Annotated in this window: 20 protein-coding genes; 9 read left to right on the top strand and 11 right to left on the bottom strand. The window is 72.7% G+C overall.

Annotated features, from left to right (window positions below; all coding sequences use genetic code 11):
• Window positions 1–4 precede the first annotated feature (4 nt).
• Window positions 5–889, bottom strand: coding sequence for a class I SAM-dependent methyltransferase (locus AC2RP6_RS35000; protein ID WP_486449838.1), 885 nt, complete (start codon window positions 887–889; stop codon window positions 5–7).
• 379 nt (window positions 890–1,268) lie between these two features.
• On the opposite strand from AC2RP6_RS35000, the gene AC2RP6_RS34995 reads away from it, so the two are divergent.
• Both AC2RP6_RS34995 and AC2RP6_RS34990 read left to right on the top strand, forming a co-directional pair.
• The gene (locus AC2RP6_RS34995; protein ID WP_486450557.1) at window positions 1,269–3,086 is read left to right on the top strand and encodes a glycoside hydrolase family 15 protein; all 1,818 of its coding nucleotides are present in this window, start codon (window positions 1,269–1,271) and stop codon (window positions 3,084–3,086) included.
• The gene (locus tag AC2RP6_RS34990; protein ID WP_486449837.1) at window positions 3,079–4,494 is read left to right on the top strand and encodes an MFS transporter; all 1,416 of its coding nucleotides are present in this window, start codon (window positions 3,079–3,081) and stop codon (window positions 4,492–4,494) included. The genes AC2RP6_RS34995 and AC2RP6_RS34990 overlap by 8 nt, the downstream gene beginning before the upstream one ends.
• Window positions 4,495–4,533: 39 nt before the next feature.
• Here the strand turns inward: AC2RP6_RS34990 and AC2RP6_RS34985 are convergent, their stop codons facing one another.
• Both AC2RP6_RS34985 and AC2RP6_RS34980 read right to left on the bottom strand, forming a co-directional pair.
• The gene (locus tag AC2RP6_RS34985) at window positions 4,534–6,561 is read right to left on the bottom strand and encodes a prolyl oligopeptidase family serine peptidase (RefSeq protein WP_486449836.1); all 2,028 of its coding nucleotides are present in this window, start codon (window positions 6,559–6,561) and stop codon (window positions 4,534–4,536) included.
• Between the two features lie 78 nt (window positions 6,562–6,639).
• On the bottom strand, window positions 6,640–7,770 hold the full coding sequence (locus tag AC2RP6_RS34980) for an AI-2E family transporter (protein WP_486449835.1): 1,131 nt from the start codon (window positions 7,768–7,770) through the stop codon (window positions 6,640–6,642).
• Window positions 7,771–7,936: 166 nt separating this feature from the next.
• Here AC2RP6_RS34980 and AC2RP6_RS34975 point away from each other — a divergent pair, with 166 nt between their 5' ends.
• Window positions 7,937–9,217 carry an MFS transporter gene (locus AC2RP6_RS34975; protein WP_486449834.1) on the top strand — a complete coding sequence of 427 codons (1,281 nt, stop codon included), beginning with the start codon at window positions 7,937–7,939 and terminating at the stop codon, window positions 9,215–9,217.
• Between the two features lie 58 nt (window positions 9,218–9,275).
• Here the strand turns inward: AC2RP6_RS34975 and AC2RP6_RS34970 are convergent, their stop codons facing one another.
• Window positions 9,276–9,449 carry a hypothetical protein gene (locus tag AC2RP6_RS34970; RefSeq protein WP_486449833.1) on the bottom strand — a complete coding sequence of 58 codons (174 nt, stop codon included), beginning with the start codon at window positions 9,447–9,449 and terminating at the stop codon, window positions 9,276–9,278.
• 234 nt (window positions 9,450–9,683) lie between these two features.
• Window positions 9,684–10,592 (bottom strand): aldo/keto reductase, encoded by a 909-nt coding sequence (locus tag AC2RP6_RS34965; protein WP_486450556.1) that lies wholly within the window; start codon window positions 10,590–10,592, stop codon window positions 9,684–9,686.
• A gap of 325 nt (window positions 10,593–10,917) precedes the next feature.
• Here AC2RP6_RS34965 and AC2RP6_RS34960 point away from each other — a divergent pair, with 325 nt between their 5' ends.
• Together AC2RP6_RS34960 and AC2RP6_RS34955 are read left to right on the top strand one after the other, a co-directional pair.
• Complete coding sequence (locus AC2RP6_RS34960; RefSeq protein WP_486449832.1) at window positions 10,918–12,315, top strand: AMP-binding protein; 1,398 nt, start codon at window positions 10,918–10,920, stop codon at window positions 12,313–12,315.
• Window positions 12,316–12,378: 63 nt separating this feature from the next.
• Entirely contained in the window at window positions 12,379–13,335 is a 957-nt protein-coding gene (locus AC2RP6_RS34955; RefSeq protein ID WP_486449831.1) for an endonuclease/exonuclease/phosphatase family protein, read from the top strand.
• Here the strand turns inward: AC2RP6_RS34955 and AC2RP6_RS34950 are convergent.
• From AC2RP6_RS34950 to AC2RP6_RS34940, 3 genes are all read right to left on the bottom strand, one after another.
• Window positions 13,319–14,821: a hypothetical protein gene (locus AC2RP6_RS34950; RefSeq protein ID WP_486449830.1), complete on the bottom strand. Its 1,503-nt coding sequence runs from the start codon at window positions 14,819–14,821 to the stop codon at window positions 13,319–13,321. The genes AC2RP6_RS34955 and AC2RP6_RS34950 overlap by 17 nt on opposite strands.
• On the bottom strand, window positions 14,814–18,683 hold the full coding sequence (locus AC2RP6_RS34945) for a bifunctional glycosyltransferase/CDP-glycerol:glycerophosphate glycerophosphotransferase (RefSeq protein WP_486449829.1): 3,870 nt from the start codon (window positions 18,681–18,683) through the stop codon (window positions 14,814–14,816). Before AC2RP6_RS34945 ends, AC2RP6_RS34950 begins: the two co-directional genes overlap by 8 nt.
• A gap of 358 nt (window positions 18,684–19,041) precedes the next feature.
• On the bottom strand, window positions 19,042–20,196 hold the full coding sequence (locus AC2RP6_RS34940) for a hypothetical protein (RefSeq protein WP_486449828.1): 1,155 nt from the start codon (window positions 20,194–20,196) through the stop codon (window positions 19,042–19,044).
• Window positions 20,197–20,434: 238 nt separating this feature from the next.
• Here AC2RP6_RS34940 and AC2RP6_RS34935 point away from each other — a divergent pair, with 238 nt between their 5' ends.
• From AC2RP6_RS34935 to AC2RP6_RS34925, 3 genes are all read left to right on the top strand, one after another.
• Entirely contained in the window at window positions 20,435–21,640 is a 1,206-nt protein-coding gene (locus tag AC2RP6_RS34935) for a sensor histidine kinase (protein WP_486449827.1), read from the top strand.
• The gene (locus AC2RP6_RS34930) at window positions 21,637–22,302 is read left to right on the top strand and encodes a response regulator (protein WP_486449826.1); all 666 of its coding nucleotides are present in this window, start codon (window positions 21,637–21,639) and stop codon (window positions 22,300–22,302) included. The genes AC2RP6_RS34935 and AC2RP6_RS34930 overlap by 4 nt, the downstream gene beginning before the upstream one ends.
• A gap of 216 nt (window positions 22,303–22,518) precedes the next feature.
• Window positions 22,519–22,809, top strand: a complete 291-nt coding sequence (locus tag AC2RP6_RS34925) for an SHOCT domain-containing protein (protein WP_486449825.1) — start codon at window positions 22,519–22,521, stop codon at window positions 22,807–22,809.
• Window positions 22,810–22,906: 97 nt separating this feature from the next.
• On the opposite strand, the gene AC2RP6_RS34920 is transcribed toward AC2RP6_RS34925, so the two are convergent.
• Window positions 22,907–23,155 carry a hypothetical protein gene (locus tag AC2RP6_RS34920; RefSeq protein WP_486449824.1) on the bottom strand — a complete coding sequence of 83 codons (249 nt, stop codon included), beginning with the start codon at window positions 23,153–23,155 and terminating at the stop codon, window positions 22,907–22,909.
• Window positions 23,156–23,198: 43 nt separating this feature from the next.
• Entirely contained in the window at window positions 23,199–23,711 is a 513-nt protein-coding gene (locus tag AC2RP6_RS34915) for a hypothetical protein (protein WP_486449823.1), read from the bottom strand.
• A gap of 203 nt (window positions 23,712–23,914) precedes the next feature.
• Here AC2RP6_RS34915 and AC2RP6_RS34910 point away from each other — a divergent pair, with 203 nt between their 5' ends.
• A complete protein-coding gene (locus AC2RP6_RS34910; protein ID WP_030029734.1) occupies window positions 23,915–24,289 on the top strand; it encodes a hypothetical protein in 375 nt (124 codons plus the stop codon).
• Between the two features lie 45 nt (window positions 24,290–24,334).
• Here AC2RP6_RS34910 and AC2RP6_RS34905 read toward each other — a convergent pair whose 3' ends face one another.
• Window positions 24,335–24,721, bottom strand: coding sequence for a hypothetical protein (locus tag AC2RP6_RS34905; protein WP_350993410.1), 387 nt, complete (start codon window positions 24,719–24,721; stop codon window positions 24,335–24,337).
• Between the last annotated feature and the right edge of the window lie 144 nt (window positions 24,722–24,865).

Below are 24,865 nucleotides of genomic sequence, written 5' to 3'. Positions count from 1 at the left end.
CCGCTCAGCGCCGCGGCCTCGTCGCCAAGGCGGCGCCGATCCGCAGGGTCCGGTCGTAGGTGCCCCGGGGGTCGTGGTCGAGCAGGGCCCGGCGCAGTTCCGCCCCGAAGGCGGTCATGCGGGCGCCCAGCACGGCCGGGCTGGTGGCGGGCAGGGAGAACTGGAGGCCGATCACCTCGTCCAGGGTGTGGCGGACGGGCTGGTCCCACTGGTGGGTCTCGACGCGGGAGAGCGGCGACTTCGCGAGTCGCTCGACCAGATCGTCCCAGCCGCCCCGGTCGACCCGGTCGCCATGCTCGCCGCGGTCGCCCCGCTCGGCCCTGTCTGCCCGCTCTGCTCTGGCTTCCCGACCGGCGCCGGGCGGGCCGTCGGCGCCCGCCGCCGCCGGGCTCGCCGCTGGGCCGAGGAACCGGTCGCGCACCTGGTCGACGACGGCCAGCCAGCCCGGCCGCGGGTCGCCGGGCCGGTGCAGCGAGGTGACGACGGCGACCCCGCCCCGGGGCGCGAGCACCTCGTCCAGGTCGCCGGGCACCCGCTCGCGGTCCATCCGGTGGAAGGCCCTGCCGATGACGCACAGGTCGATGCGGGGCAGGCACAGCCGGGTGACGGCGGCGTCGTCGCCGCGCAGCCACGAGATGTTGGTGACGCCGCGCTCCCCGGCGAGCCGGGCCCCCTCGGCGAGCATGGCCGGCTCCGGGTCGACGGCGTACACATGATCGGCCAGGGGGGCCAGCGGGAGGCTGAGCGTACCGGGGCCGGCGCCGAGGTCCAGGAGGGTCTGGGACCCGTCGAGGGCGAAGCGGTCCGCGAGCAGGGTGTGGAACTCCCGCGGGTACGGGGGCCGGTAGCGGGCGTAGTAGGGCGCGGCGGACGCGAACGGGGTGCTCATGGGGTCCTCCCTCCGGTGGTGCGGTGCACCCGCCGATCGTGGGGCACCGGAGCGGATTCGGCGGCCACTGGCGCCCCGAATCCCCCGAACGGATGTCTGCGCGGCACCCCCGGACGCCTTTCTCCCGTCACCCGGAGTTCCGCCGGCGTTCGTCGCGCGTTCCCCCGGACGCGGGCCGCCCGGGGGGGGTCCCGGGCTGTCGGCGGGCCCTGGCCAATCCGGAATGCGGTGGTCACAGCCGCGGTGCACGCTGGAGGAACACGGGCCGGGACGGCGCCGTCCCGGCTTCGGTCCGGATCCCGGTTCGCTCCGGATCCCGGTTCGAGCGAGGGAGCCGCGCGTGGACGCGAACGCCTACCCGCCCATCGCCGACCACGGAATGGTCGGCGATCTCCAGACAGCCGCCCTCATCTCCTCGCAGGGCACGGTCGACTGGTGGTGCACGCCCCGCTTCGACTCCCCCAGCGTGTTCGCGTCCCTCCTCGACAGCGAGCGCGGCGGCTACTGCCGGCTCTCCGCCGACCTCGCCAATGAGCCCGGAGCCGTGGTCCGGCAGCTCTACCAGGCGGACACGGCCGTGCTGGTCACCCGGTACATGGGGCCCGGAGGGGTCGGCGAGGTCGCCGACTTCATGGTCCCGCTGGACACCACCGCCACGACGCAACGGCACCGGCTGGTACGCGTGGTGCGCGTGGTGCGGGGCAGTCTGGACTTCGCACTCGAATGCCGCCCGCGCTTCGACTACGGGCGCGCCTCGCACACCTTCGAGCAGACCGACGGAACGACGGTGGTCTTCCAGGGCCCGGACCAACGGCTGTACCTCCAGGCCGCCGGGGCGTCCGGTCCCCTCGCGCTGCGGCGCGACGGCGACGACGCCACCGCCCGCTTCACCCTGACCGCCGGGAACGTGGCCGCCGTGGTACTGACCAGCGACGCGGCGGACGCCCCCGCGCCGGCGCCGCTGTCGGCCGCGTCGATCAGCGCCGAGCTGCAGGCCTGCCGCACGTTCTGGCACGCGTGGCTGCGCTCCTGCACCTACCGCGGCCGCTGGCGCGACATCGTCCACCGCTCGGCGATCACCCTCAAGCTGCTCACCTACGCCCCCACGGGCGCGCCGATCGCCGCGCTCACCATGGGGCTGCCCGAGCAGGTCGGCGGCGAGCGCAACTGGGACTACCGGTTCACGTGGATCCGCGACGCCTCCCTGTCCGTCAAGGCCCTGATCGACCTCGGGTTCGTCGAGGAGGCCGCCGCGTTCCGCCGCTGGCTGCTCGACCGTCTCGCCGCCGGCGGCACCGCCTCCGGCGAACCGCTCCAGATCATGTACCGCGTCGACGGCGAACCCCACCTCACCGAGGTGGTCCTGGACCACCTGGAGGGCTACGCCGGTTCCAGGCCGGTCCGCGCCGGCAACGCGGCCGCCGACCAGATCCAGCTCGACATCTACGGCGAGGCCTCCGACGCCCTCGCCCAGACCCGGGACATGGGCGGGATCAAGGGATGGCAGGCGTACGCCGACGTCCTCGACTGGCTCGCCGACCACTGGGACCGTCCCGACGAAGGCATCTGGGAGACCCGGGGCGGCCGCCAGGACTTCACCTTCAGCCGCCTCATGACGTGGGTGGCCTTCGAGCGGGGCATCCGCCTGGCCTCCGCGTTCGCCCGCCCCGCCGACATCGTCCGGTGGCGCACGGTCCGCGACGCGGTCTTCGCGCAGGTCGTCGAGCGCGGCTGGAACGCCGACAAGCAGGCGTTCGTCCAGCACTACGCCACCGACGTGCTGGACGCCTCGCTGCTGCTGATGCCCCGGGTCGGTTTCCTCTCCCCCACCGACCCGCTCTGGCTCAGCACCCTCGCCGCCATGGACCGGGAACTGGTCAGCGACAGCCTGGTCTACCGCTACAACCCCGAAGCCTCCCCGGACGGGCTGCGCGGCTCCGAGGGCACCTTCAACCTGTGCAGCTTCCTCTACGTGGAGGCGCTGGCCCGCGCCGGCAAGCTGCAGGAAGCCCGCTACGCCTTCGACAAGATGCTCACCTACGCCAACCACGTCGGCCTGTTCGCCGAGGAGATCGGCCCCTCCGGCGAACAACTGGGCAACTTCCCACAGGCGTTCACCCACCTCGCGCTGATCGCCGCAGCCCTCGCCCTGGACGAGCAGCTCGACCGGATCGAGGGGAGCCGCGCCGATGGCTGACGCGGACACCCGCCGGGGGGCGCCGAGCGGGCTGCGCGGCGTACTCGCCCCGCTCGCCCTCGCACAGTTCATCTGCAGCTTCGCCGGTTCCAACATGAACGTGATGATCAACGACATCAGCACGGACCTGGACACCACCGTGCAGGGCGTGCAGATCACCATCACGATCTTCCTGCTGGTGATGGCCGCGCTGATGATCCCCGGAGGCAAACTGACGGACCGCTACGGCCGCAAGCGGTGCTTCCTGGCGGGTCTGACCGTCTACGGCATCGGCGCCCTGCTGAGCGCCGCAGCCCCGGGTTTGGGCGTCCTCGTCCTCGGCAACTCGATCCTGGAAGGGGTCGGCACCGCCCTGCTGATCCCGCCCGTCTACATCCTCACGACGCTGCTCTTCTCCGACTTGGCCTCGCGCGCCCGCGCGTTCGGGACGATCATGGCGCTCGGCGGCATCGGCGCCGCCGCGGGGCCGCTGATCGGGGGGCTCATCACCTCGGCCATCGGCTGGCGTGCGGCCTTCGTCTTCCAGGCCCTGGTGATCGCCGTGATCATCCTGCTGAGCCGCCGGATCCGGGACCCGCTGCCACCGGATCCCACGCGCGCCTTCGACACCGGCGGAGCCGTCCTCTCCGCCATCGGCCTCATCCTCCTCGTGACGGGGATCCTGGCCGCCGACGACAACCTCTGGCTGATGGCGGGGCTGCTCGTCCTCGGCGCGCTCGTGCTGTGGTGGTTCTTCCGCCGGGTGCGGGCCGAGGAGCGGGCCGGCGAGGAGCCGCTGCTGGCGACGATCCTGTTCCGTGACCGCACCTCCAACCTGGGCCTGGTCACCCAGAACGTCCAGTGGCTGCTGCTGATGGGTACGTCGTTCACCGTGGCGGCCTACCTCCAGGTCGTCCGCGGGTACGACGCGATCCGGACCGGTGTGATCTTCACGGCGGCCACCCTGGGGCTGCTCGCGACGTCGCTGGCCGCCGAACGTCTGGCGCAGCGGTACACGCAGCGCGCCCTCATCATGACGGGCTTCGTCGTCACGATCGCCGGCATCGCCGTCCTGCTGGCGATGGTGAGCGGCTCCCCGAGCCCGTGGGCGTTCGCACCCGGCCTGTTGCTGGTCGGGCTCGGCCTCGGCGTGATGCTGACCCCGTCGGTCAACGTCGTGCAGTCGAGCTTCCCCGAGGAGCGGCAGGGCGAGATCTCCGGCCTCTCGCGCAGCGTGTCGAACCTCGGCTCCTCGCTGGGCACCGCGGTCGCCGGCACCATCCTCGTCGCCGGTCTCACCACCCACGCCTACGGCGCCGCCATGCTCACCCTGGCGGTGCTGGGCCTGGCCGGTCTGGCCGCGGCGGCCCTCCTCCCCCGGGGCCGGAGCCCGCGGACCGCCGCCACGCCCCCGAACGGAACCGGGTGAAGGGGGCCGGGCACGCCGCGTGCGTGGCCGGCCGGCCGGTCACTTCGACGGGGTCAGCCGGTCCCACAGGAAGGTGTGGACGAGCGCCTCGTTGAAAGCCGTCTGCCGGTGGTCGGTGGCGCCCGCGTGGCCGCCGCCGATGTGCTCGTGGAAGAGCACGGGGTGCCCGGCCTCGCGCAGCCGCGCCGCCATCTTGCGGGCGTGCCCGGGGTGGACCCGGTCGTCACGGGTGGAGGTGAGCAGGAGCAGCGGCGGGTACGCGGGCCCGTCCGTCCGGATCCGGTGGTAGGGGGAGATGTCCTCCAGGTGGGGCCGGTCCGCCGGGTCGTCGGGGTCGCCGTACTCGGCGATCCAGCTGGCTCCGGCGAGCAGCTTGTGGAAGCGGAGCATGTCCAGCAGCGGCACGTGCGCGACGACCGCCCCGAACAGTTCCGGTTCGCGGGTGAGCATGGCACCCATGAGCAGGCCGCCGTTGCTGCCGCCCTCGATGCCCAGCTGGGAGGGAGTGGTGATGTCCCGGGCGACGAGGTCCCGGGCGACCGCCGCGAAGTCCTCGTACGCCCGGACCCGGTTCGCGCCGAGCGCCGCCCGGTGCCAGCCCGGCCCGTACTCGTGGCCGCCCCGGATGCCGGCGACGACGTAGGTGCCGCCGCGCGCCAGCCAGGCGCGGCCGGTGACCCCGCTGTAGGAGGGGACCATGGAGATCTCGAAGCCGCCGTACCCGTAGAGCAGGGTGGGCCCGGGGCCGGACCGCTCCCGGGGGCCGACGACGAAGTAGGGCACCCGGGTGCCGTCGGCGGAGGTCGCGAAGAACTGGCTGACGGTGAGACCGGCGGTGTCGAAGAACGCAGGGCCCTGCTTGACGGGCTCGCTGTCGTCCTCGCCGCCCGCCGTGCCCCGGTAGAGGGTGGAGGGCTGGAGGAATCCGGAGACGTGGTGGAAGTACTCGTCGCCGACGTCCGGTTCGGTGCAGGTGACCGAGGCGGTGGACAGGGGCGGCAGACCCGGGAGGGGCGCGCGGCTCCAGCCGTCCGGGCCGGGGGTGAGCAGCTCCATGGCGGAGGAGACGTCGGCCCGGGTGGTGAGGATGAGGTGGTGGCGGGTCCAGCTGTACCCGGCGAGGGCGGTGCGCTCGTCCGGGGTGAACAGCACCTCGGCGTCGCGCGCCCCTTCCTGGAAGGCGGCGAAGTCGAAGGCGAGCAGGCTGCCCGCAGGGTGGCCGAGCCACGGCGTCCTGGTGGTGACGGTGAGCCACTCGCGGTGGACGGAGGCGGCGGCGTCGTCCGGTACGTCGATCCGCACGGGCGGTTCGGCGGGGTCCTCGGGGAGCAGGAACAGCTGCTGGTTCCAGAAGTCGATCTGGCGGTGGACGAAGTCCCGCTCGAAGCCGGGGGTGTCGTCGTGCCAGCCCGAGACGGACATGTCGTTCGGGTGGCCCTCGTGGACGAGCTCGGCGTCCGCGAGGGGCGTTCCGCGGCGCCAGCGGCGGACCTGGAGCGGGTAGCCGGAGGTGGACATCGAACCGGGGCCGAAGTCCGTACCGATCCAGACCCGTTCGTGGTCGATCCAGCCGATCCGCGTCTTCGCCTCGGGGACCGCGAACCCGTCCGGGACGAACTCCAGGGTGTCCAGGTCGAACTCGCGCACGACGCAGGCGTCCGCGCCGTCCCTGGAGAGCAGGACCAGGGCGTGGCGGTGCCCGGGGGCCAGGACCCGGCTGCCGGCCCAGGCCCATTTCTCCCCCTCCGCGGCGGCCAGCGCGTCGAGGTCCAGGAGGACCTCCCAGGCCGGGCGGTCCGTGCGGTACTCCTCCAGGGTGGTCCGCCGCCACAGGCCGCGCACGTGGTCGGCGTCCTGCCAGAAGTTGTAGAGGTGCCGGCCGCGGCGGACGACGTAGGGGATCCGGCCGTCGTCGTCGAGGACCTCGCGGACCTCCTGTTCGAGCACCTTGAAACCCGGGTCGCCGGTCAGCGCGTCCACGGTCTCGGCGTTGCGCTCCCGCACCCAGGCGAGGGCGGTCTCGCCGGATACGTCTTCCAGCCACAGGTAGGGGTCTTCATCGCTCATCAGGCGATTGTGCAGGAAGCGACGGGCGGGTGTGCGGCGCCCTCCCCATGCGGTGGCCCAGGCGGGGCCGCGGGGCGGTCATCCGCCGGCCGGGGGCGCGTTCGTAGGCGGGACCGTGGGCGGGTTCACGGGCGGGACCGCGGGTGCTTCCGGGGGCGCGTCCGGTGGCGGTGGCGTGGGGCGCGCCGCGCGCAGGGCGCAGTGGACCGACCAGACGACGGAGACGAGCGGGACCGCGACCACGGCGCCGACGACGCCGGCGGCGATGGCGCCCGCGACCACCGAGATCGCCACGACCAGCGGGTGCAGGCGGACCGCCCGGCTCATCACGAGCGGGTGCAGCAGATGGCCCTCGATCTGGCCGATGATCACGATCAGCGCGACGACGATCGCCGCGACGACCGGCCCCTTGGCGGCGAGGGCGACGACCGCGGCGACCGCCAGCGCGACCGGCGACCCGATGAGCGGGATGAAGGCCGCGAAGAACTCCAGGAGGGCGAGCGGGACGGCCAGCGGGACCCCGAGGAAGTACAGCGCCAGCCCGACCAGGACCGCGTTCGTCGCCGCGACGACGATGATCCCGTGGGTGTATCCGGTGAAGGTGCGCCAGCCCGCACGCCCGGCGATCGTCACGCGGTCCCGGGCGGTCTCGGGCAGCTGGTCGCAGAACCACGCCCACTGACGGTCGCCGCCGTGGAGGAAGAAGAAGGAGCAGAACACCGCGAGGGCCAGGACGGTGAGGACGTGGACGAGGCCGGCCCCGCTGACCGCCTGGCTCAGGACGGTGGAGCGGTGGCTGGAGAGGTACTCCCCGATCCGGGACTGCACGTCGGACAGCGCCTGCGGGTTCAGCCGGAAGGGCGGTTTCTCCAGCCACGTCTCGATGCTCCCGAGTCCGTCGCGGAACTCCCGGGCCAGGGTGGTGCTCTCCCCCGCCACCGCCTCGCCGACCAGCGTCAGTACGCCCAGCAGGAGCAGTGCGCTGCCGAGGAGGGTCAGCGCGACGGCGATCGTGCGGGGCACGGCGGTGGCCAGGCGGCGGGTGGGCGCCCAGAGCAGCGCGGTGACGACGAGGCCGAGGAACACGGCGACGGCGATCTCGTGGAAGCGGCCCAGCAGGGCGAAGACCACGTAGACGGCGGCGCCGACGACCAGCAGGCGCCAGGCGTACGACGCGGCCGCACGCAGGAACGGGGACACCGGCGGCATGCTCCATGGGTGCCACGGCGGGCGCCCGGTGCCACGCGCCCCGCCCCGGATTCGCCCGTCCGGGCAGGTGCCGGCCCGACCGGGGCACCCCTCGGGCAGCGGTCGGGGCAGGGTCCGGAAAAAACCCTTTGCCGGGGTCGGGGGTGTCCGCGCACGATGGCCTCCCGTGAGCACCTCCCGATGGACCGCCGTACTGCCCGACCTCGCCCCGTGGCGTTCCAGCCGCGACTTCCGGCTCCTCTTCTACCAGGGGACCGTGACGTACTTCGGCTCCTTCATGGCGATGATCGCGCTTCCGCTGCAGATCAAGCACCTGACGGACTCGCCGCTGGCCGTCGGGGCGATGGGCGCGGTGGAGCTGATCCCGCTGGTCGTCTTCGGGCTGTACGGGGGCGCGCTCGCGGACGCGGTGGACCGGCGCCGGATGATCCTGCTGACCGAGGCGGGGCTCGGGGTGCTGGCCCTGGTCCTGCTGGTGAACGCGCTGCTGCCCGACCCGCTGCTGTGGCCGCTGTACGTGGTCGCCGCGGGTGTCTCGGCCCTGGCGGGGTTGCAGCGGCCGGCGCTGGACTCGCTGATGGCGCGGATCGTGCCGCACGACCAGCTGACCGCCGCCGCCGCGCTCAACGGGCTGCGCTACCAGTTCGGTGCGATCGTCGGCCCGGCGCTGGCGGGCCTGGTCGTCGCCTACGCCGGTCACGCCTCGGCGTACGCCGTCACCGTGGCGGGCTTCCTGGGCTCCGTGGTGCTGTGCTCGCGGCTCAGTCCGGCGCCGCCCGTCGAGGGTGCCGAGCGGCCCTCACTGCGCGGGATCGCCGAGGGCGCGCGTTACGCGTGGAGCCGGCCGGTGCTGCTGGGCACCTACGCCGTGGACCTCGCGGCGATGTTCTTCGCCTTCCCGAACACGATCTTCCCGTTCCTCGCGGACGAGCTGGACGCGGTGTGGGCGCTGGGTCTGATGTACGCGGCCGGGGCGGTGGGCTCGATGGTGCTGGGGCTGACCAGCGGCTGGGTGTCCCGGGTACGCCGGCACGGGCTGCTGGTCGTCTTCGGGGCCACGGTCTGGGGTCTGGCCATCGCGGGGGCCGGCGTGGCGCCCGGCATCTGGCTGGTGCTGCTCTGCCTCGCCGTGGCGGGCGCCGCCGACATGCTCAGCGGGCTGGGCCGCGCCACGATCTGGAACCAGACGATTCCCGAGGAACTGCGCGGTCGGCTCGCGGGCATCGAGGTGCTCTCGTACAGCGTGGGCCCGCAGCTCGGCCAGGTCCGGGCGGGCACCATGGCCGGCTGGACGGGGACCCGGCCGGCCTTCTGGAGTGGCGGCCTGGCCTGCGTGGCCTCGGTGGCGGTGCTGGCGGCGCTGCTGCCGAAGCTGATCTCGTACGACGCGGACACCGACGAGGACGCGCTGCGCCGCCGGGCCGCGCGGGAGGCCGAGCCGGTGTGACGCGCCCAGCTCTCCCGCCCCCTCAGCTCTCCCGCCCCCCGTCAGCTCTCTCCTGCCGTCAGCTCTCCTTCTCGGCGAGGATCCGGTCGGCGGCGTAGTGGGGGCAGTTCAGGGCGTGCCAGGTCACCGAGAGGGAGCCCGTCCCCGTCCGCAGCGTGCGCACCGCACCGTCGGCGGCGGTGGCCTTGCAGAAGGGGCACATGACGGTCTCCGGGCGCAGTAGATCGAACATGCCCAGTCCTTCCCGCAGGTTTCTCACACCGGACCTGTCCAGAACTATCAAATCCGGCGCCATTCGGCCGCAGTACCCACAAGTACGGATGGGTATTGCGTGGCCTTCCCGCCCGGCGGGCACGGCCGAACGGCCCCGGGGAGCCGCCCCCGGGCCGCCGCCGTCACCCCGCGGAGCCCCATGACGCCGTACGGGTCGCCCGGCACCACCGTGCTGACGGCCGCCCGCGCAGGCTCAGGGAAGGGGGACCCCGCGGGCCGTGACCCAGAGCCGGTACCACTCCTCGTGCGTGAGGTCGGGTTCGCGCACGGCGGCGTCGCGGCAGGCGCGGATCCGGTCGGGGCGGGCGCTGCCGATGACCGGCGCGATCCTCGACGGGTGCCGGATCAGCCACCACAGCAGCACCGTCTCGGGCGTCGTCCCCTTGCTCCGGGCCAGTTCGGCCAGCAGCTCGGCGGTGGCCCGTTCGGCCGGCGTCTGCTGGCGGCCGGTGAACCGGCCCTGCGCCAGCGCGCCCCAGGCCTGGAGGCGGATGCCGTGGTCGCGGCAGTGTTCCAGGGTGCCGAAGGGGAACCCGTTGGCCGCGGCCGCGGGCGTGTTCAGGAGCACCCCGGCCTCGACCCAGTCGCGGCTGTGCAGGCTCATCTCCAGCTGGTTGGCGACGAGTGGCCGGTCCAGGCGGGCCTGCAGGTGGGCGATCTGCGCGGCGCCCATGTTGGACACGCCGAAGCGCCGTACGAGGCCCTGCCGGTGCAGGGAGGTCAGCGCCGACGCGATGGAGTCGACGTCCGCGAGGGGGTCGGGGCGGTGCAGCAGCAGGACGTCGATCACATCGGTCCGCAGCCGGGTGAGGCTCTCCTCCACCCGGCGTGTGATGCTCTCCCCGCGCAGGTCGTAGAGGCCGGGGCGGTCCCCGTCGCCGAGCCGGATCCCGCACTTGGTCTGGAGCGTGATGCGTTCGCGCAGGCCGGGCGTCCGTGCGAGGACCTCGCCGAAGACGGCCTCGGACTTGCCGTGGCGGTAGATGTCGGCGTGGTCGAAGACGGTGATGCCGCTGTCGAGGGCGGCTTCGACGGCCGCCTCGGCGTCGTCGATGTCAGCGGGCCCGTACGGTCCGGGGTCCCAGCTCCCGCCGAGGCCCATGCACCCGTACAGCACCCGTTCGTCGTCGCCCATGCCCATGCCCTCGTTCGTCACCGGGCCACCCTAATCGGGTTCCCGGTCCACTCTCCCGCGGGGAGACACCCGCAGTCCGCCGACGTCCTCGTGCCGAACCGTGCCGTGCCGTGCCGTGCCGAGCCGAGCCGAGCGACGTGCGTGGAGTTCAGCGGCGCCTGTTGGGGGTTCTGCCGAGCAGCCGGGGCGCAGCTGGTTCGTCCGGCGCCTTGTGTGCGCCGGTGGTGCCGGTTTGGCTTCGAGCGGGCCGGCGCCGTGCCGCGCCGCACGTCACCGGTACCGAAGGAAGCACATGACATCCATGCTGGACGGCTGCACTCCCTGGCCCGAGGGGTTCGTCGACCGCTACTGGGCCGCCGGCCACTGGCGCGGCACCACGCTGGACAGCCTGCTGCGCGGCTGGGCCCTGCAGTACGGACCGCGCACCGCGCTCGTGGCGGGGGACGGCACGCGCATGACGTACGCGGCCCTGAACCGGCGTGTGGACCGCATGGCGGCGGGCCTGCGGCTGCTCGCCCTGCGGCCCGGGCAGCGGGTCGTCGTCCAGCTGCCGAACGTACCCGAGTTCGTCGTCACCTTCTTCGCGCTGATGCGCGCCGGTGCGGTCCCGGTGCTGTGCCCGCTGTCGCACCGCGGACCCGAGGTGTCGGCCCTCGTGCACGTCACCCAGGCCGTCGGATACGTCGGCCCCGCGACGTACGGGGGCTTCGACCACACGGCGATGGCGGCGGACATCGCGGCCCGCGGCCCGTTCCTGCGCCGGGTGTTCACCCTGGAGGCGCTGGGCGCCTCCTCCCCGTACGGCGGATACACGACCGACCCGTCCGGCTGTCACTACTTCCCGCTGGACTCGCTCGACGCGCCGCCCGCGCCGGCCCTGCGTCCGAGCGCGGGCCAAGTGGCCTTCCTGCTGCCCTCCGCCCACCCCGGCGGGATTCCCGCGGATGCGGACGCCGCGCCGCCCCTGCTGGTGCCGCGCACCCACAACGACTACGCCTACCAGGCGTCGGCGGCCGCCGAGGCGGTGTCGCTCACCCAGGACGACGTGTACCTCGCCGCGCTGCCCGCCGCGTCCGACTTCGCCCTCGGCGGCCCCGGCATCCTCGGCACGCTCTCGGTCGGCGGCACGGTGGTCCTGGCCGAGGACCGGGGAGCGCGGGCCTGCCTGGCGGCCGTCGCCCGGGAACGGGTCACCGTCACGTCGCTGGTGCCGGCCGCCGCCCGGGGGTGGCTCGACGCGCTCACGCCCTTGAGCGCGGCCGGGGCCGCTCCCCCGCCCGCGCCGGGCGGCCCGGGCACTCTGCGTCTCGTCCAGCTCGACGGGGCGCCGCCGGAACCGGCGCTCACCCAACGGCTCGCGTCCGCACTGGGCTGCCGCACCCAGCAGGTCTTCGGTATGGCCGAGGGGCTGCTCACCCTCACCCGGCCCGCCGACCCGGGCGGGGCCCTGCCCGCCGCGCAGGGCCGTCCGCTCTCCCCCGACGACGAGCTCCGCATCGTCGACGCCGACGGCACGGAGGTGCCCGACGGCGAGCCCGGCCGGCTCCTGGCCCGCGGTCCGTACACCGTGCGCGGCTACTACCGGGCGCCCGAGCACAACGCCCGCGCCTTCACGCGCGACGGGTACTTCCGTACCGGCATCCTCGCCCGCCGCACTCCCGAAGGCGATCTGGTGGTGCTCGGGTGCTGATCCGGAGCGGCTGCGACGGGGGGCGATTGGGCGGCTGACCGGCGGATACCCAATGATGTCGGAATGCAGAAGCACAACGAGGCCGGGTGGCGGTCGATCCGCCGCCGGTTCGGCCGCACGGCGGCGGTCCTCGGCCTGTTGACGTCCGTGGCCTGTACGTCCGCCCAGGCGCCGGCCTCGATCGCCGGCGCGGGTTCGGGTCCGGGGAAGCCGGACGAGGTCTCCGTCGCGACCTGGAACATGTGCGGGGTGCGGCAGTGGAGCTGTGAGCGCACGGGCAGCTCGAAGGAGAAGTTCCAGCAGCTGCGCGACCTGATCGGCGACTCCGGCGTACGCGTGCTGCTCCTGCAGGAGGTCTGCTCGGACGACCTGTCGTCCTCGGCCCTGCGCCTGGGCCCGGAGTGGCAGTCGGTCTTCGAGCCGTACGCGAGCGTGGACTCGGCGGGCGCCCGTACCGCGATCCAGTGCACCGACAACGGCCGCGGGCGGGCCGGCTTCGCCCTGCTGGCCGCCTCCCGGCTGACGGACGTCGAGGTGATCCCGACCGAGCAGCCGACGGTGGGACTGCACCGCGGCATCCTGTGCGCGCGCGTCCCGGCGCAGGGACTGCGCGTGTGCAACGCGCACCTCTCGCTGCGGGACAGCGACGACGAGCACCCCGAATGGGACTTCCGTGACGACCAGCTGAGTTCGCTGTTCGCCGCCGCCTCGACGGACGGGCGTACGGTCGTCGGCGGGGACTTCAACTCCCCGCCGCCGGTCCAGGAGAACACGGCCGCCTGGATCTGGCCGTCCGAGGCGTACGCCACGTACCGCGAATGCGATCAGAAGGACGGCTCCCGGAAGGGGCGCCCCACGCACACGGACGGCACGAAGATCGACTACCTGTTCACCGCTCTGCCTCGCACCGGCTGCGAGGTGGTGAGCACCAAGGCGTCGGACCACCGGCCCCTGGTGATGCGGGTGAGCCGCCCCACGGAGACGGCGTCCGCCACCCCCGGGGTCAGTACGCCGAGTTGAAGTAGGCGCCCTGGACGGGTGCGGGGTATCCGCCCACCCTGGTGAAGGGGATCCCCGCCCACGGGGACACGTTGCCCCTGGCGTCCACGGCGATGGCCTCGACGAAGTGCTCGCCGTCGTTCCAGGGCCAGCCCGGCTCCCAGATCCAGCTGCCGTCGGGCCGTACCTCGCACGCGCCCAGGGCCGCCCCGGCCTCGTGGAAGTCCACGCGGACGGCGCCCGGCGCGTATCCGGCGAAGCCGACGGCCGGGCCGGGCACCTGCTGGTGTGCGGCGGGGGCGGTCACCGTCAGCACGAGCTGCTGCGCCGTCATCGCGGGCTGCGGGGCCGGCTCGTACTCCGGCGTGGTCGCGTACACGTGCTCCGCGGCCGTGAAGGCCACTTCGGTGCGCTTGGTCTGGTAGTTGTTCGCGTCCGCCGCGAAGAGCCGGATGACGTGCTTGCCCTTGGGCCAGGGTTCGGTGCGCTCCCAGGTCCACGTGCCGTCGGGCGCTACGGGCGCGGTACCGCGGTACTTGCCGTCCTCCCAGAAGCTGACGCGCACGGCACCGGCCGCGGTGCCGGTGAAGCGGACGGCGTTCGCCGGCACCCGCTCCCCCGCCACCGGCGTGTGGACGACCGGCCTGGGGAAGGAGTCGCCCCTCACCTGGGCGGTCTGCGTGAGGTAGGTGTCGATGGCGGACGTGTCCCGCTTCGGCTGCTCGTGGCCGTTGCGCACCATCCCGATCCGTGGGGCGAGCCCGTCGACGAGGAGGTTCAGCAGCCCCATGAGGGCGGGGAGGTTGTGCCGCGTGATCTTGCCCGCGTCGGTGATGAGGGGGGACTCGTTGTAGACGAAGTTGAAGTTCTCGCGTCCCTGGAAGTGCCCGAGGAAGGGTTCGACCTGCTGCTGGTACTGCGCGTCGCGGGGGGAGGTGAGGACGTAGATGTTGGCCGACGGGTTGGCGCCGCTGCCCACGAGCTCGGGCAGGACGGAGTCCAGGAGGTGGACGTTCCGCTCCGTGGGTTCCCCCATCATCACCCGGGCCGCGTCGGGGTTGCTCTGCAGGACGCGCGTGCCGATGCGGAAGTGCGGCGTGCCGGCCACGATGTTCCGGAAGCCGTACTTCAGGCCGAAGAACAAGGCCGCACTGCCGCCCTCGGAGGTGCCGAACAGCGTCACCTGGTCCGGTGAGAGGGCCAGCGCGTGCATGACGCGCGAGACGAGTCCGGCGACGGACTGCTCCAGCGAGAAGTCCATTCCCCTGCACAGGTGGTACGTGTGCGCACCGTCGATCAGGTCCCGCACCCACAGGACGTTCGACCGCAGGTCGTCCAGTTGTCCGTTCGCCCAGCCGTACCCGCCGGACGCGTGGCGGTTCGCGAAGACGACGACCAGGTGGCGGTTTCCGCCCCGCGCGTGGGAGAACCTGTACTCGACGGGCACCGACCCGGAGGAGTCCACGCCGCTGAAGACGCGGCGTGCTTTCTGGGCTGGCTCAGACATGCTCGGAATCCATCCTTCTCACCGGCTGGCGCGGCACCTGGCCCAGGGTGCCCCCGTTCCAGGGGCCGGCCTGGCCCGCGGGACGGCCCGCCTGGCCCGGGTGGCCTCCGTGGCCGTGAGCCGGGTGGCCCGGGTGGCCTCCGTGGCCGTGAGCCGGGTGGCCCGGGTGGCCCGGATGTCCCGCGGGGCCCTGGCGGCCCGGGGCGCGGACGCCGGCCGTGCCCACGGCCGGCGCCTGGGCCCGCGCCGGGTCGAGGTCCCCGCCCGCGATGAGGATGCGGTCGGTCAGCCTGGCCGAGGCGTAGCCGTCGTCGAGGTCGCAGAACTCCTGCTGGAACCAGCGGTAGCGGGCGGCGTAGCCGTGCTGGATGCTGTCGATGTTGCGGATCGCCCCGATCAGTTCGGGGGACGTGAAGACCAGCGGACCGGGCGCGGACTGCTCGAAGTCGAAGTAGAAGCCGCGCAGGGTGTCCCGGTAGTGGTCCAGGTCGTAGGTGAAGAACAGGATCGGCCGCCCGGTGTTGACGAAGTCGAACATCAGGGAGGAGTAGTCCGTGATCATCACGTCGGCGATGAGGGACAGGTCCGCCATGTCGGGGTAGTCGGAGACGTCGAAGACGAAGCCGTCGCCGGCGCCCGGCACCGGGTCCACCACGTTGGGGTGACGGCGCACGAGCAGCACGTGGTCCTGGCCGAGCCGCGCCCGGGCGTCGTCGAGGTCGATGCGGAAGTCGAGCTTGTACTTGCCGGGCGCGTAGAACTGGTCGTCGCGCCAGGTCGGCGCGTACATGATGACCTTCTTGCCCGGCGGCAGACCGATGCGGCGGCGCACTTGCGCCGCCCGCCCGGGCTCCGCGCGGCGCAGGATGTCGTTGCGCGGGTAGCCGCTCTCGACCATCTCTCCCGGGAACTGGAAGGCCCGCTGGAGGATGGGGGTGCTGAAGCTGTTCGGGGACACCAGCATGTCCCAGTTCTGCACCTCCTTCTCCACGCGTTCCAGGTACCGCTTGTCGGCGAAGTGGACGGCCTCGATGTCGTGGCCGATGCGCTTGAGCGGGGTGCCGTGCCAGGTCTGTACGACGACCTGCCCGTCGCGCTTCTCGAACCAGTCGGGCAGGTGGTTGTTGGCGACGATGTACTTGGCCCGGCCCATGGCCTCGTACCAGTCGGGGGACCACATGCGGACGGGGCGGGCCGTGGGCGGGACGGCGACCTGGTCGTCGCGCACGACCCACAGGTGTTCCAGGTCCGTGCCGCGGCGGACCAGCTCCTCGTGGAGGGCGCGCGGGCTGTCGGAGTACTGGGTGCCCTTGAAGGCGTCGAAGAGCACGGCGGCGGTGACGGGCTTGCGGCGGGCGTCCGGGTACGTCTTGGTGCGCATCAGCTTCTGCCGGTACGGGCCGCGGGCCTCGTCGGGCATCGCCGAGTGGACCAGGAGCGAGAGCCGGTCGTAGGCCTCCGACTGCAGTTCGTAGCGGCGGTCGTTGCTGCTCATGTCGCGGGGCAGGGTGGGGATCAGGTCCTGGGTCATCTTGACCATGAGGTCCCCGGAGCGGTCCTCCGGATCGACGGCCGAGGGGTCCTGACGGCGCAGGAAGAAGTCCCAGCGGCCGGCGGCGAGCGGGATGTCGCCGGCCAGGGTGCGCATCGCGGCGGGGGTGACGACGAAGCTGAAGTCGTTGCCCTGCCAGGTGATGGGAACCACGCGCTCCGCTCCGTGGGCGCGGGAGCGTACGACGACGTGCGCCGTGGCGTACTCGGAGGCGTCGAGCCGGTCCTGCGCGGCGTAGCCGACGACGACTTCGAGGGAGCCGTCCTGGCGCCAGGTCACGGACTTGGCCAGCGGCAGGGTGTCGCGTTCGAACAGCACCACGTAGCCGGAGCCGTTGCGGTGGACGAAGACCTCGCGGTCCCCGCCCTCGGTCTGGAGCCGGGCGGGCACGCGGTAGTGGCCGTCGGTGGCCTCTTCCGCCATGACGGGGTAGATGGGGGCCTTGCGGCCCTCGACGTGCAGGGTGGTCTTCCAACCGTTGGCGCCGGTGTTCCAGGTCTCCGGAACCCCGTCGGAGGAGTGCGTGCGGTGCCCCGGGACGAGGGCCTTGGCCGGGATCCGCGTCACGAAGCCGTACCAGCCCTCGCCGCCCTGCTGGAACTGCACCCACGCGTCGTGCCGCCCGGCGCCGCCCATGCTCGCCACACGGAACTTGCCCCATTCGGGAAGCTTGGGGCCGAGGTAGACGCCGCGGAGTTCGAGGTGGTCGCCGACCATCCGGTGCTGGGTGATGCGGCAACGGACCCGCTCGACACGGAGCTTGAGCTTCCCCTGGATGAAGAGGGGCACCACGCGGGTGTTCTTCTCCACATACCGGTAGGGCGGGTTGGCGGCGCTTCCGGCTCCGCCGCGGACGATCCCCTTGTAGCGGAAGAGACCGCGGCTGAGCACGCCGGCCGCCACGTCCCAGGTCCCCTCGACCCACTCGCCCTTGCGCTTGAGGCGGCTCACGTCGAACCGGACCTGGAACCCGGACCAGTCGTAGCAGTACCGGCTCTGGTTCGAGTACTCGGTGGCCTGCGGGTAGTAGGTGGTCTTCGCCTTGGCGACGACCACCCGGCCCTGCTTCTTGTTGCGCAGCGCGATCGCCTTCATCGACATGTGCCGCTTGTGCACGTTGATGAAGCGGACGTAGGCGGATCCTTCGAGGACCAGGTGGTCGGAGTCGTCCCACTGGGCGCCGCTGAGGGAACCGTGCAGCGAGAGTTCCTTGTCCAGCCGGTAGGCGCTCTTGTCGATGCCCACCGAACGGTCCCCGAGGTAGGGGTAGTTGAGGTAGCGGTGGAAGCGCCGCTGGACGGGCATCGGGCCGCCCTTGCGCTCGAACTCGACCACGTCGAGCAGTTCCTTGAGGCGGCCCTCGCGTACGAGCAGCCACTTGACGCGGGCGTCGGCGGGCAGCTCGTGGATGATGTCGGCGTCGGCCTCGTCCAGGAAGTCGTTGGCCCACCGCATGAAGGCCTCGCGGTACTCCTCGTCGGCGTCCGGGAGCACCTTCAGGTGCAGCATCAAGTCCGACTTCAGGCAGGCGAGATCATACTTGCGCTTGTGGTCGGAGTAGGAGCGCGCCCGGTGGCCGGCGAGGAAGCGGCTGACCGACTGCACGGCGGAGACGCGGTCCTGGAGGTTGCTGAACTCGGTGTGCCGCTGGGTGATCGAGGGTGCGGCGCCGCCTTCGCGCCGACGCCAGAAGTAGACGATGTCCGTGAGGATGTCGACCTTGGCGGCGCGGAAGTGGGCGAACATGTTGACCCAGGAGTCCTCGTACATGACGCCTTCGGGGAAGGCTATGTAGTGGTAGTCCCAGAAGGACCGCCGGAACAGCTTGTTCCACACGGTGCGGTCGTAGATGAGGTCGGGCAGCCTGGTGATGTGCGTGCCCCGCTTGTTGGCCCGCATGGGCGCCTTGTGCAAAGGGGACTGCCACCTCTTGGTGGAGTTCATCATCTGCACGTTGCCGGAGACGAAGTCGGAGCCGGAGGCTTCGAGGGTCTGCACGAGCAACTCGTAGGCGTATTCGGGTATGACGTCGTCGCCGTCGACGAAGGCGAGGAACTCGGCCTGGGGATGAGCGGCGCGGATGCCGACGTTCCGGGCGTGGCCGGGCCCCATCGACTGCTGCCGCAGCAGCCGGAAACGCGGGTCCCGGCGGGCGTAGTCGGCGGCGATCGCGGTGGAGGAGTCGGTCGAGCCGTCGTCGACCATGATCACTTCAAGGTCGCGGAACGTCTGCCTGGCTATCGACTCCAGACATTCCTGGAGATAGATCTCGACGTCCTGGAAGGGCACGACGACGCTCAGGCGGGGCATACCTGCCACTCTCAGCAAACTCCTCGGTAGACACACTTCTCACAGCGCACCGGGAGGTGCTGCGGCGTGCCACCAGACCCGCCCCAGAATCCGGTCACCACCGCTCCCCGCACGCTCGACCCTCCCCACAGCCTGTGACCGCACACTTATGCGACCTTCACAGGGTGTGCGCAGCGTAGGCCAACTGTTCAACGCCGGGCAACTATTCACAAGCACGCAAGACGTCCGAACCTTCACACCAGCGAACGGGTGACGACCTCCCGTTGGTGCTGGACGCGTCAACTACCCACCGGTCGGGGCGGCCTGTGCGGGGGCGGTGATTCCGCCGCCGGAGCCCCTTCGCCCCCGGTGAGGTAGGTCACCCCACGTGACACCAGGGCTCGAAGGAGAGGCCCGTGTCCGTCAGGTCCTGCCGGGCGATCCGCAGTCCGCCGTCGGCGTCGAGCATCGCGATCGTGACGGCACCGCGGGCATCCCGGGCAATTGCGGGCAGACCCGCGCACCGGTCCCCCACCGGCGCCCACCACGCGCCGTACTGCTCACCCTCCGTAGGGTAGGCCGCGATCTCGGGGTGCCCCTCGGCTCCGCGCTGGAGCAGGACGGTGCAGTCGTAGCCGTTGATGCGGGTGCGGGTCACGCCCACGGGGCCCACGCCGCCGGCGCCGCCCAGGGGCATGAGGGAGTTCGGGGTCCCGGCGGGAGCCTGCGGACGGTAGGCGATGACGCCGCCGTCCGCCGGGTGCCGCCAGAAGTAGGTGCCGGAGCCGGGGCTCGTCTCGCAGGAACTGAAGGTCCCCTCGACGGCATCCGCCTCCATGCGACCGAGCCAGGTGAAGCCGGCCCCCGGTCCGCCCTGACCCCAGTACGACGCACCGCCGCGGAAGGGTGCGAGGAATTCGGCACGGCCCCGGGTCGTCACGAGGGGCGCGATGGCCCCGCGCACCCACTTGCCCTGGTAATCCTGCCAATTGTCCCAAATGCCGTCCGCGCGACGCGTTCGGCCCCGCACCCCGATTCCGAAGCGGGTGGCGAGCACATGGAGCGCTCCGGTGCCGTCGGGCAGCACGATCGGGTCTCCGTACGGGGGCTGGGACTCCTCCTCCTTCTCCGGGAAGGGGTTGCCCACGGCTCGCCATTCCCCGAGCGGCCGGCCGGTCTGGTACTGGGCCGCCAGGACCAGCTCGCGGCCGTTCGGCGCTCCTTCGCGGTGGCGGGTTCCGGCGAACCAGACGAATCCGTCGGAGTCCTGGGCAAGCGTGAACCGGCCGGCCCACCCCTCCACGGGGAAGAGGTCGGGGCCGTGCCACACGTCCGAGCAGGGCGCCGACTCGGTCCAGCGGACCAGGCCTTCGGCGCAGCTCGCGTAGGCGGTCAGCCGACCGTCCCGGCCCAGGCGCAGCCAACCCGCGGCCAGGTGCCCGGCGTCGGCCGCCGCGGCTATCTCGGGGCCGGGGACGGCGGGCTCGGCGGGGGTGACTCCGCGGTCCGCTCCGTCCCGTCCGCGTCGCGCCATGTCCTGGCCACTCCTGCCCACACTCGCCCTATTTGTCCGTCCCGGCCCTGCGGGCCGTTGGACAATGTACGTCAGGACGACAAGCGATCGGCGGCGGGGCCGGAATGTCTGATTCCTTGAGCGGGGCCCATGCCATGTGCTGCACGTACGGCGTCCTCGGTGTACTACGTGGGGAGTACTCCGGAAACGCTACGCCGGGGTGACGCGGGTGACGGCGGGTGCGGCATAGCGTGGCCGTATGGAAGAGCTGCGCGAACGCCCGGGTCCCCCGTGGCGGCACTGGGTGGAGCGGACCGGGCGGGGCCCGGCCTGGCGCTCCTCGCTGCTCGTCGCGGTCTTCACGCAGATCGGCGCCGGGTGGGCCGCGCACGCGCAGAGCGGGCGGGTGCCACTGGACTGGTTCGCGCGGCTCCTGCTGCTCACCGGGCCCGCCCTGCTCGTCGTGCGGCACCGGTATCCGGCGGCCGTGGCCTACGGCGTCAGCGCCGTCACCCTGGTCTATCTCGCCTGCGGCTATCCGTACGGTCCCGTGTTCCTCAGCCTCGCCCTGGCCTGCTTCGCCGCGGTCGTGGCCGGGCGGCGGCGCGCCGCGTGGGGGGCCGTCGGGCTGTTCTGGGCCGGGCACCTGCTCATCGGGCACTGGCTGTACCGGTGGCTGCCGCCGCCGGGGGACGGGCCGACGCCCTGGGCGCAGGAAGTGGGCGTCACGGCCTGGGTGCTCGCGGTACTGGCCGTCTCCGAGCTCGTCCGCGTACGCCGGGAGCAGTGGGCCCGCGAACGCGCCGAACGGGCCGCGGCCGCCCGGCGACGGGTGGACGAGGAGCGGCTGCGCATCGCGCGCGAGCTGCACGACGTGCTCGCCCACAGCATCTCGGTGATCAACGTCCAGGCGGGCGTCGGCCTGGCCCTGCTGGACTCCGATCCCGAGCAGGCCCGTACGGCGCTGTCCACCATCAAGGCGGCAAGCAAGGAGGCGCTGGGCGAGGTCCGGCAGGTCCTGGACACCCTCCGCGCCCCCGGTGAGGCGCCCCGGACGCCCGCGCCCGGTCTGGACCGGCTCCCGGAACTCCTGGAGCAGGCGGAGGCGGCGGGGCTCCGGGTGGAGGTCACGACCGAAGGGAATGCACGGGCGCTGCCTCCCGGGGCGGACCTCGCCGCCTTCCGCATCCTCCAGGAGGCACTGACCAACGTCATGCGGCACTCCGGAGCGCGCACCGCCCGAGTCCGTCTCGGATGGCGGCCGCGCCTGCTGGAACTGGCCGTGGACGACGACGGCCCGGCCACCGGCGGTGGCTCGGACGGCGGGGGCAGCGGCCTGGTCGGCATGCGCGAACGGGCTGCGGCCCTGGGCGGCACCGTGGAGGCCGGCCCGCGGCCGGACGGCGGCTTCCGGGTGACGGCCACCCTGCCGTTGAAGGCCGGCGCCCCCGGGGAGGCGCCGTGATCCGTGTGGTGCTCGCCGACGACCAACTGCTGGTGCGCGCCGGGTTCCGCGCCCTGCTGGACGCACAGCCCGACATCGAGGTCGCGGGCGAGGCCGGCGACGGCGACGAGGCCGCGCGGCTGGTGCGGCGGCTGCGCCCCGACGTCGTGCTGATGGACATCCGGATGCCGGTGATGGACGGGCTCGCCGCGACCCGCAGGATCACCGAGGACGAGGCGCTCGCCGAGGTGCGGGTGGTCATGCTGACCACCTTCGAGCTCGACGAGTACGTCTTCGAGGCGATCCGGTCCGGGGCCTCGGGGTTCCTGGTGAAGGACACCGAGCCGGAGGAACTGCTCCGGGCGGTCCGGGCGGTGGTGAAGGGGGACGCGCTGCTGTCCCCCGGCGTCACCCGGCGCCTGATCGCGGAGTTCGCCGCCCGTTCCAAGCGGCCGGCCGCGGCGGCGGGGTTGGAGCGGCTCACCGAGCGGGAGCGGGAGGTGATGGCCCTGGTGGGCATGGGCCTGTCCAACGAGGAGATCGCGCGCCGCCTGGTGGTCAGCCCGCTCACGGCGAAGACGCACGTGAGCCGGGCCATGGTCAAGCTCGGCGCCCGGGACCGCGCCCAGCTGGTCGTGCTGGCCTACGAGTCGGGGCTGGTGCGCCCCGGCTGGCTCGGCTGAGGCGGACCCGGCCCGCACCGCATCCCCTGCCGTACCCCCGGCCCTCGTACCTGGTGTCCCGTGCCCCGCGTACCCCGTACCCCGTACCCCGTACCCCGTACCCCGTACCCCGTACTGCGGGGGAGGTACCGACGGTGCCTCCGGCCGTACGACGCCCCGGCGCTCCTCGCGGGGCCACTCTCGAAGCAGGACGAAACGGCCCTGCCCGATGAGGAGATGAACACCTTCACCACGCTCGCGTACGACGGGCCCGGCCCGTGGATCCTGTTCGTCCCGCTGGTCTGGGCGGCGGTGGTCGTCGGCGTCGTGACCGTGCTGCGCCGGACCGTGGGGCGCGGACGCCGGGGACCGTGGCAGGCGCGCACGGCGGCGTACGGCGAGACCTCCCCGATCGCGGTCCTGGGGCGGCGCTTCGCCTCGGGTGAGATCGACGAGGACGAGTACTGGCGGCGGCTGTCCGTCCTGGACGAGCAGTTCGGGCGCCCCCTCAAGGACGGCACGCCCTGACCGCGACCCGGTGCGGCGGTGCTGCGGTCGGGCCGGGCTGCGGTCCCCACCGGCCGCGAGGCGGGCCGGCGTGGCGCGCATCCCGGCCCGGGGGAGGTCAGGGCAGGTCTTCGGTGGGCGGGTCGGCCTCGTAGACGTGCGGGGTGTCCGACTCCCACTCCACCAGTTCGGTACCGCCGAGGACGACGTCGTCGGGATCCGGCATGCCCGCCCGGCGAAGGAACTCGATGAGGTCCGCGTCCGAGCGGGCCAGACCGAGGGGCTCCTCCCGGTTGGCGGTCCGCAGGGTCACCTGCCGACCGCCCGACGGGAAGATCCGGTGCACGACGACGGGCGCATGATGCATACCCCCAGCCTCCCCGGGCCGGCCCGGTCCGGCATCCCGGGAGTCAGCGCGTTCGGCCGACGGTGGCGGCGCGGTCGGCCGACGCGCGGATGCGGAACGTCGCGGGGTCGGGGTAGGTCGCCTTCTCGGCCCGTATGACCTCTTCTATCTCGGCCTTGAAGGCGGGCTCGAAGAAGTCGACGCCCAGGAGCAGGTCCAGGCCCCGCAGCGTGGGGTCCAAAAGCGGGCGCGCCATCCGTGCCCCGCCACCGCCGATGCCGGCGAATCCGGCCCGGGCCATCGCCGGCCGGGCGGCCACGCGGTCCTCGACGCCCGCGGTCGCGTAGCCGAGGATCAGCGCGAGCTCGGCGAGGAACTTGCGGGTGCCCAGGGCCATCTCCTCGGCGCCCTGGAGCGTCTGTACGGTGCCGCCCGCCACCTTGAAATCGTCGCTCGTGCGCTTGAGCCCGCGCGTCTCGTACACGGCGAGCGCCTCCTCGAAGAGCCGTCCCGCCTCGTCGACCGCCTGCATCGCCGTCACCAGCTGGTCGATGTCGATGTCGATGTCGCGCTTCACGCTGCCTCCTGGTCCCGGAACTGTGCTGCACAGACCGTAGGAGGCAAAACCCCGCCGGGGAACCTCTCTGCGCGGTCGTATCCGGCGGGCCGTGCTCCGGTGCGCAGGAAGCCCGCGCTCCGGGCCCGCACGGACGCGTCCGCTTTCGATCGTCCGTTCCGAAAAGCCCCACGGCCGGGCCCGGGCCGGGGATACTCGGACGCGTGGAACTGCACATCGATCACCGCTGGCTGCTGGAGCGGCAGGAGGCGCTGTTCAAGGACGTGGAGGTGGCCGACCACTCCGCCCTGGTCGCCGCCGTGGCCCGGCACCGGGTCAACACGCCCAGCCTGGAAGTGGACGCCCCCGACGCCTACTGGCGCGCGGCCGCCCTGCTCGACGCGATCGTGCTGCTCCGGCCGCTGCCCACCTCGAACGAGTACTTCGCCTACGGGGTCGCCGTCGCCTACATCGAGGCCTCCGGCAAGGCGGTGGAGGCCTCCTACGAACAGTGGCGCGACCTCGTCACCGACATCCGCATGCTGCGTGTCAGCGTCTTCGACGTCGCCGCCCGGCTGCGCTCGTGGCAGCCGGCCTGAGCGCCCGACCAAGGCCCGCCGCGGCCCCGGGCCCCCGGCCGCCGGTCAGCGCCGGCGCTGGGCGGGGGTGCCCACCAGGAGGGCGTCCGAGACGAGCCGCGCGCCGCGGGCCAGGCGGCCGAGCTGCTCCAGCTCCAGGGCGTACATCCGGATCGAGTTCTCGATGACCGACTCGGCTATGCCCATCATGGGCAGCTCGGCGCGGCTGGTCTGCAGGGCCGCCCGTACCGCCCGCATCTCGTGCTGGAGCTGGAGCTGGACGTGCCGGGCGAGGAGCGCGTGGTGACGGGTCAGCGTGAGGTAGCCGCCGTAGCGGGCCGGGAGCAGGTCCCGCAGCCAGCGGGTGGCCGTGCGCTCCCAGTCGTGCGTACCGGGCGCCTTGACCTGCAGGGGCCAGTCCGGGCTGAGCGTAACCGTGGCCGTCTGGGGCATTCTCGTCACTTCCGAGGGGTGTCGAAGCTCTGATCGAGACGTTCTGTCGAGACGTATGGGGGGCGGCCTCGGCCCAGGGGTTGACCGAGGCCGCCATGGGCGCTCTGCAGGATCCGAAAGCCTGGACTCGACCCGCGGTCGCGA

It is taken from the genome of Streptomyces sp. WAC03905 (assembly GCF_057371075.1).
This window is presented reverse-complemented; position numbering and strand designations above follow the sequence as displayed.

Bases quoted from the DNA above. Each gene is read 5' to 3' on its own strand.
- AC2RP6_RS34990 (WP_486449837.1), top strand. From the start codon at position 3,079: ATGGCTGACGCGGACACCCGCCGGGGGGCGCCGAGCGGGCTGCGCGGC.
- AC2RP6_RS34995 (WP_486450557.1), top strand. From the start codon at position 1,269: ATGGTCGGCGATCTCCAGACAGCCGCCCTCATCTCCTCGCAGGGCACG.
- AC2RP6_RS34945 (WP_486449829.1), bottom strand. From the start codon at position 18,683: ATGCCCCGCCTGAGCGTCGTCGTGCCCTTCCAGGACGTCGAGATCTAT.
- AC2RP6_RS34950 (WP_486449830.1), bottom strand. From the start codon at position 14,821: ATGTCTGAGCCAGCCCAGAAAGCACGCCGCGTCTTCAGCGGCGTGGAC.
- AC2RP6_RS34925 (WP_486449825.1), top strand. From the start codon at position 22,519: ATGAACACCTTCACCACGCTCGCGTACGACGGGCCCGGCCCGTGGATC.
- AC2RP6_RS34980 (WP_486449835.1), bottom strand. From the start codon at position 7,770: ATGCCGCCGGTGTCCCCGTTCCTGCGTGCGGCCGCGTCGTACGCCTGG.
- AC2RP6_RS34920 (WP_486449824.1), bottom strand. From the start codon at position 23,155: ATGCATCATGCGCCCGTCGTCGTGCACCGGATCTTCCCGTCGGGCGGT.
- AC2RP6_RS34965 (WP_486450556.1), bottom strand. From the start codon at position 10,592: ATGGGCCTCGGCGGGAGCTGGGACCCCGGACCGTACGGGCCCGCTGAC.
- AC2RP6_RS34985 (WP_486449836.1), bottom strand. From the start codon at position 6,561: ATGAGCGATGAAGACCCCTACCTGTGGCTGGAAGACGTATCCGGCGAG.
- AC2RP6_RS34955 (WP_486449831.1), top strand. From the start codon at position 12,379: ATGCAGAAGCACAACGAGGCCGGGTGGCGGTCGATCCGCCGCCGGTTC.
- AC2RP6_RS34970 (WP_486449833.1), bottom strand. From the start codon at position 9,449: ATGTTCGATCTACTGCGCCCGGAGACCGTCATGTGCCCCTTCTGCAAG.
- AC2RP6_RS34935 (WP_486449827.1), top strand. From the start codon at position 20,435: ATGGAAGAGCTGCGCGAACGCCCGGGTCCCCCGTGGCGGCACTGGGTG.
- AC2RP6_RS35000 (WP_486449838.1), bottom strand. From the start codon at position 889: ATGAGCACCCCGTTCGCGTCCGCCGCGCCCTACTACGCCCGCTACCGG.
- AC2RP6_RS34940 (WP_486449828.1), bottom strand. From the start codon at position 20,196: ATGGCGCGACGCGGACGGGACGGAGCGGACCGCGGAGTCACCCCCGCC.
- AC2RP6_RS34905 (WP_350993410.1), bottom strand. From the start codon at position 24,721: ATGCCCCAGACGGCCACGGTTACGCTCAGCCCGGACTGGCCCCTGCAG.
- AC2RP6_RS34960 (WP_486449832.1), top strand. From the start codon at position 10,918: ATGACATCCATGCTGGACGGCTGCACTCCCTGGCCCGAGGGGTTCGTC.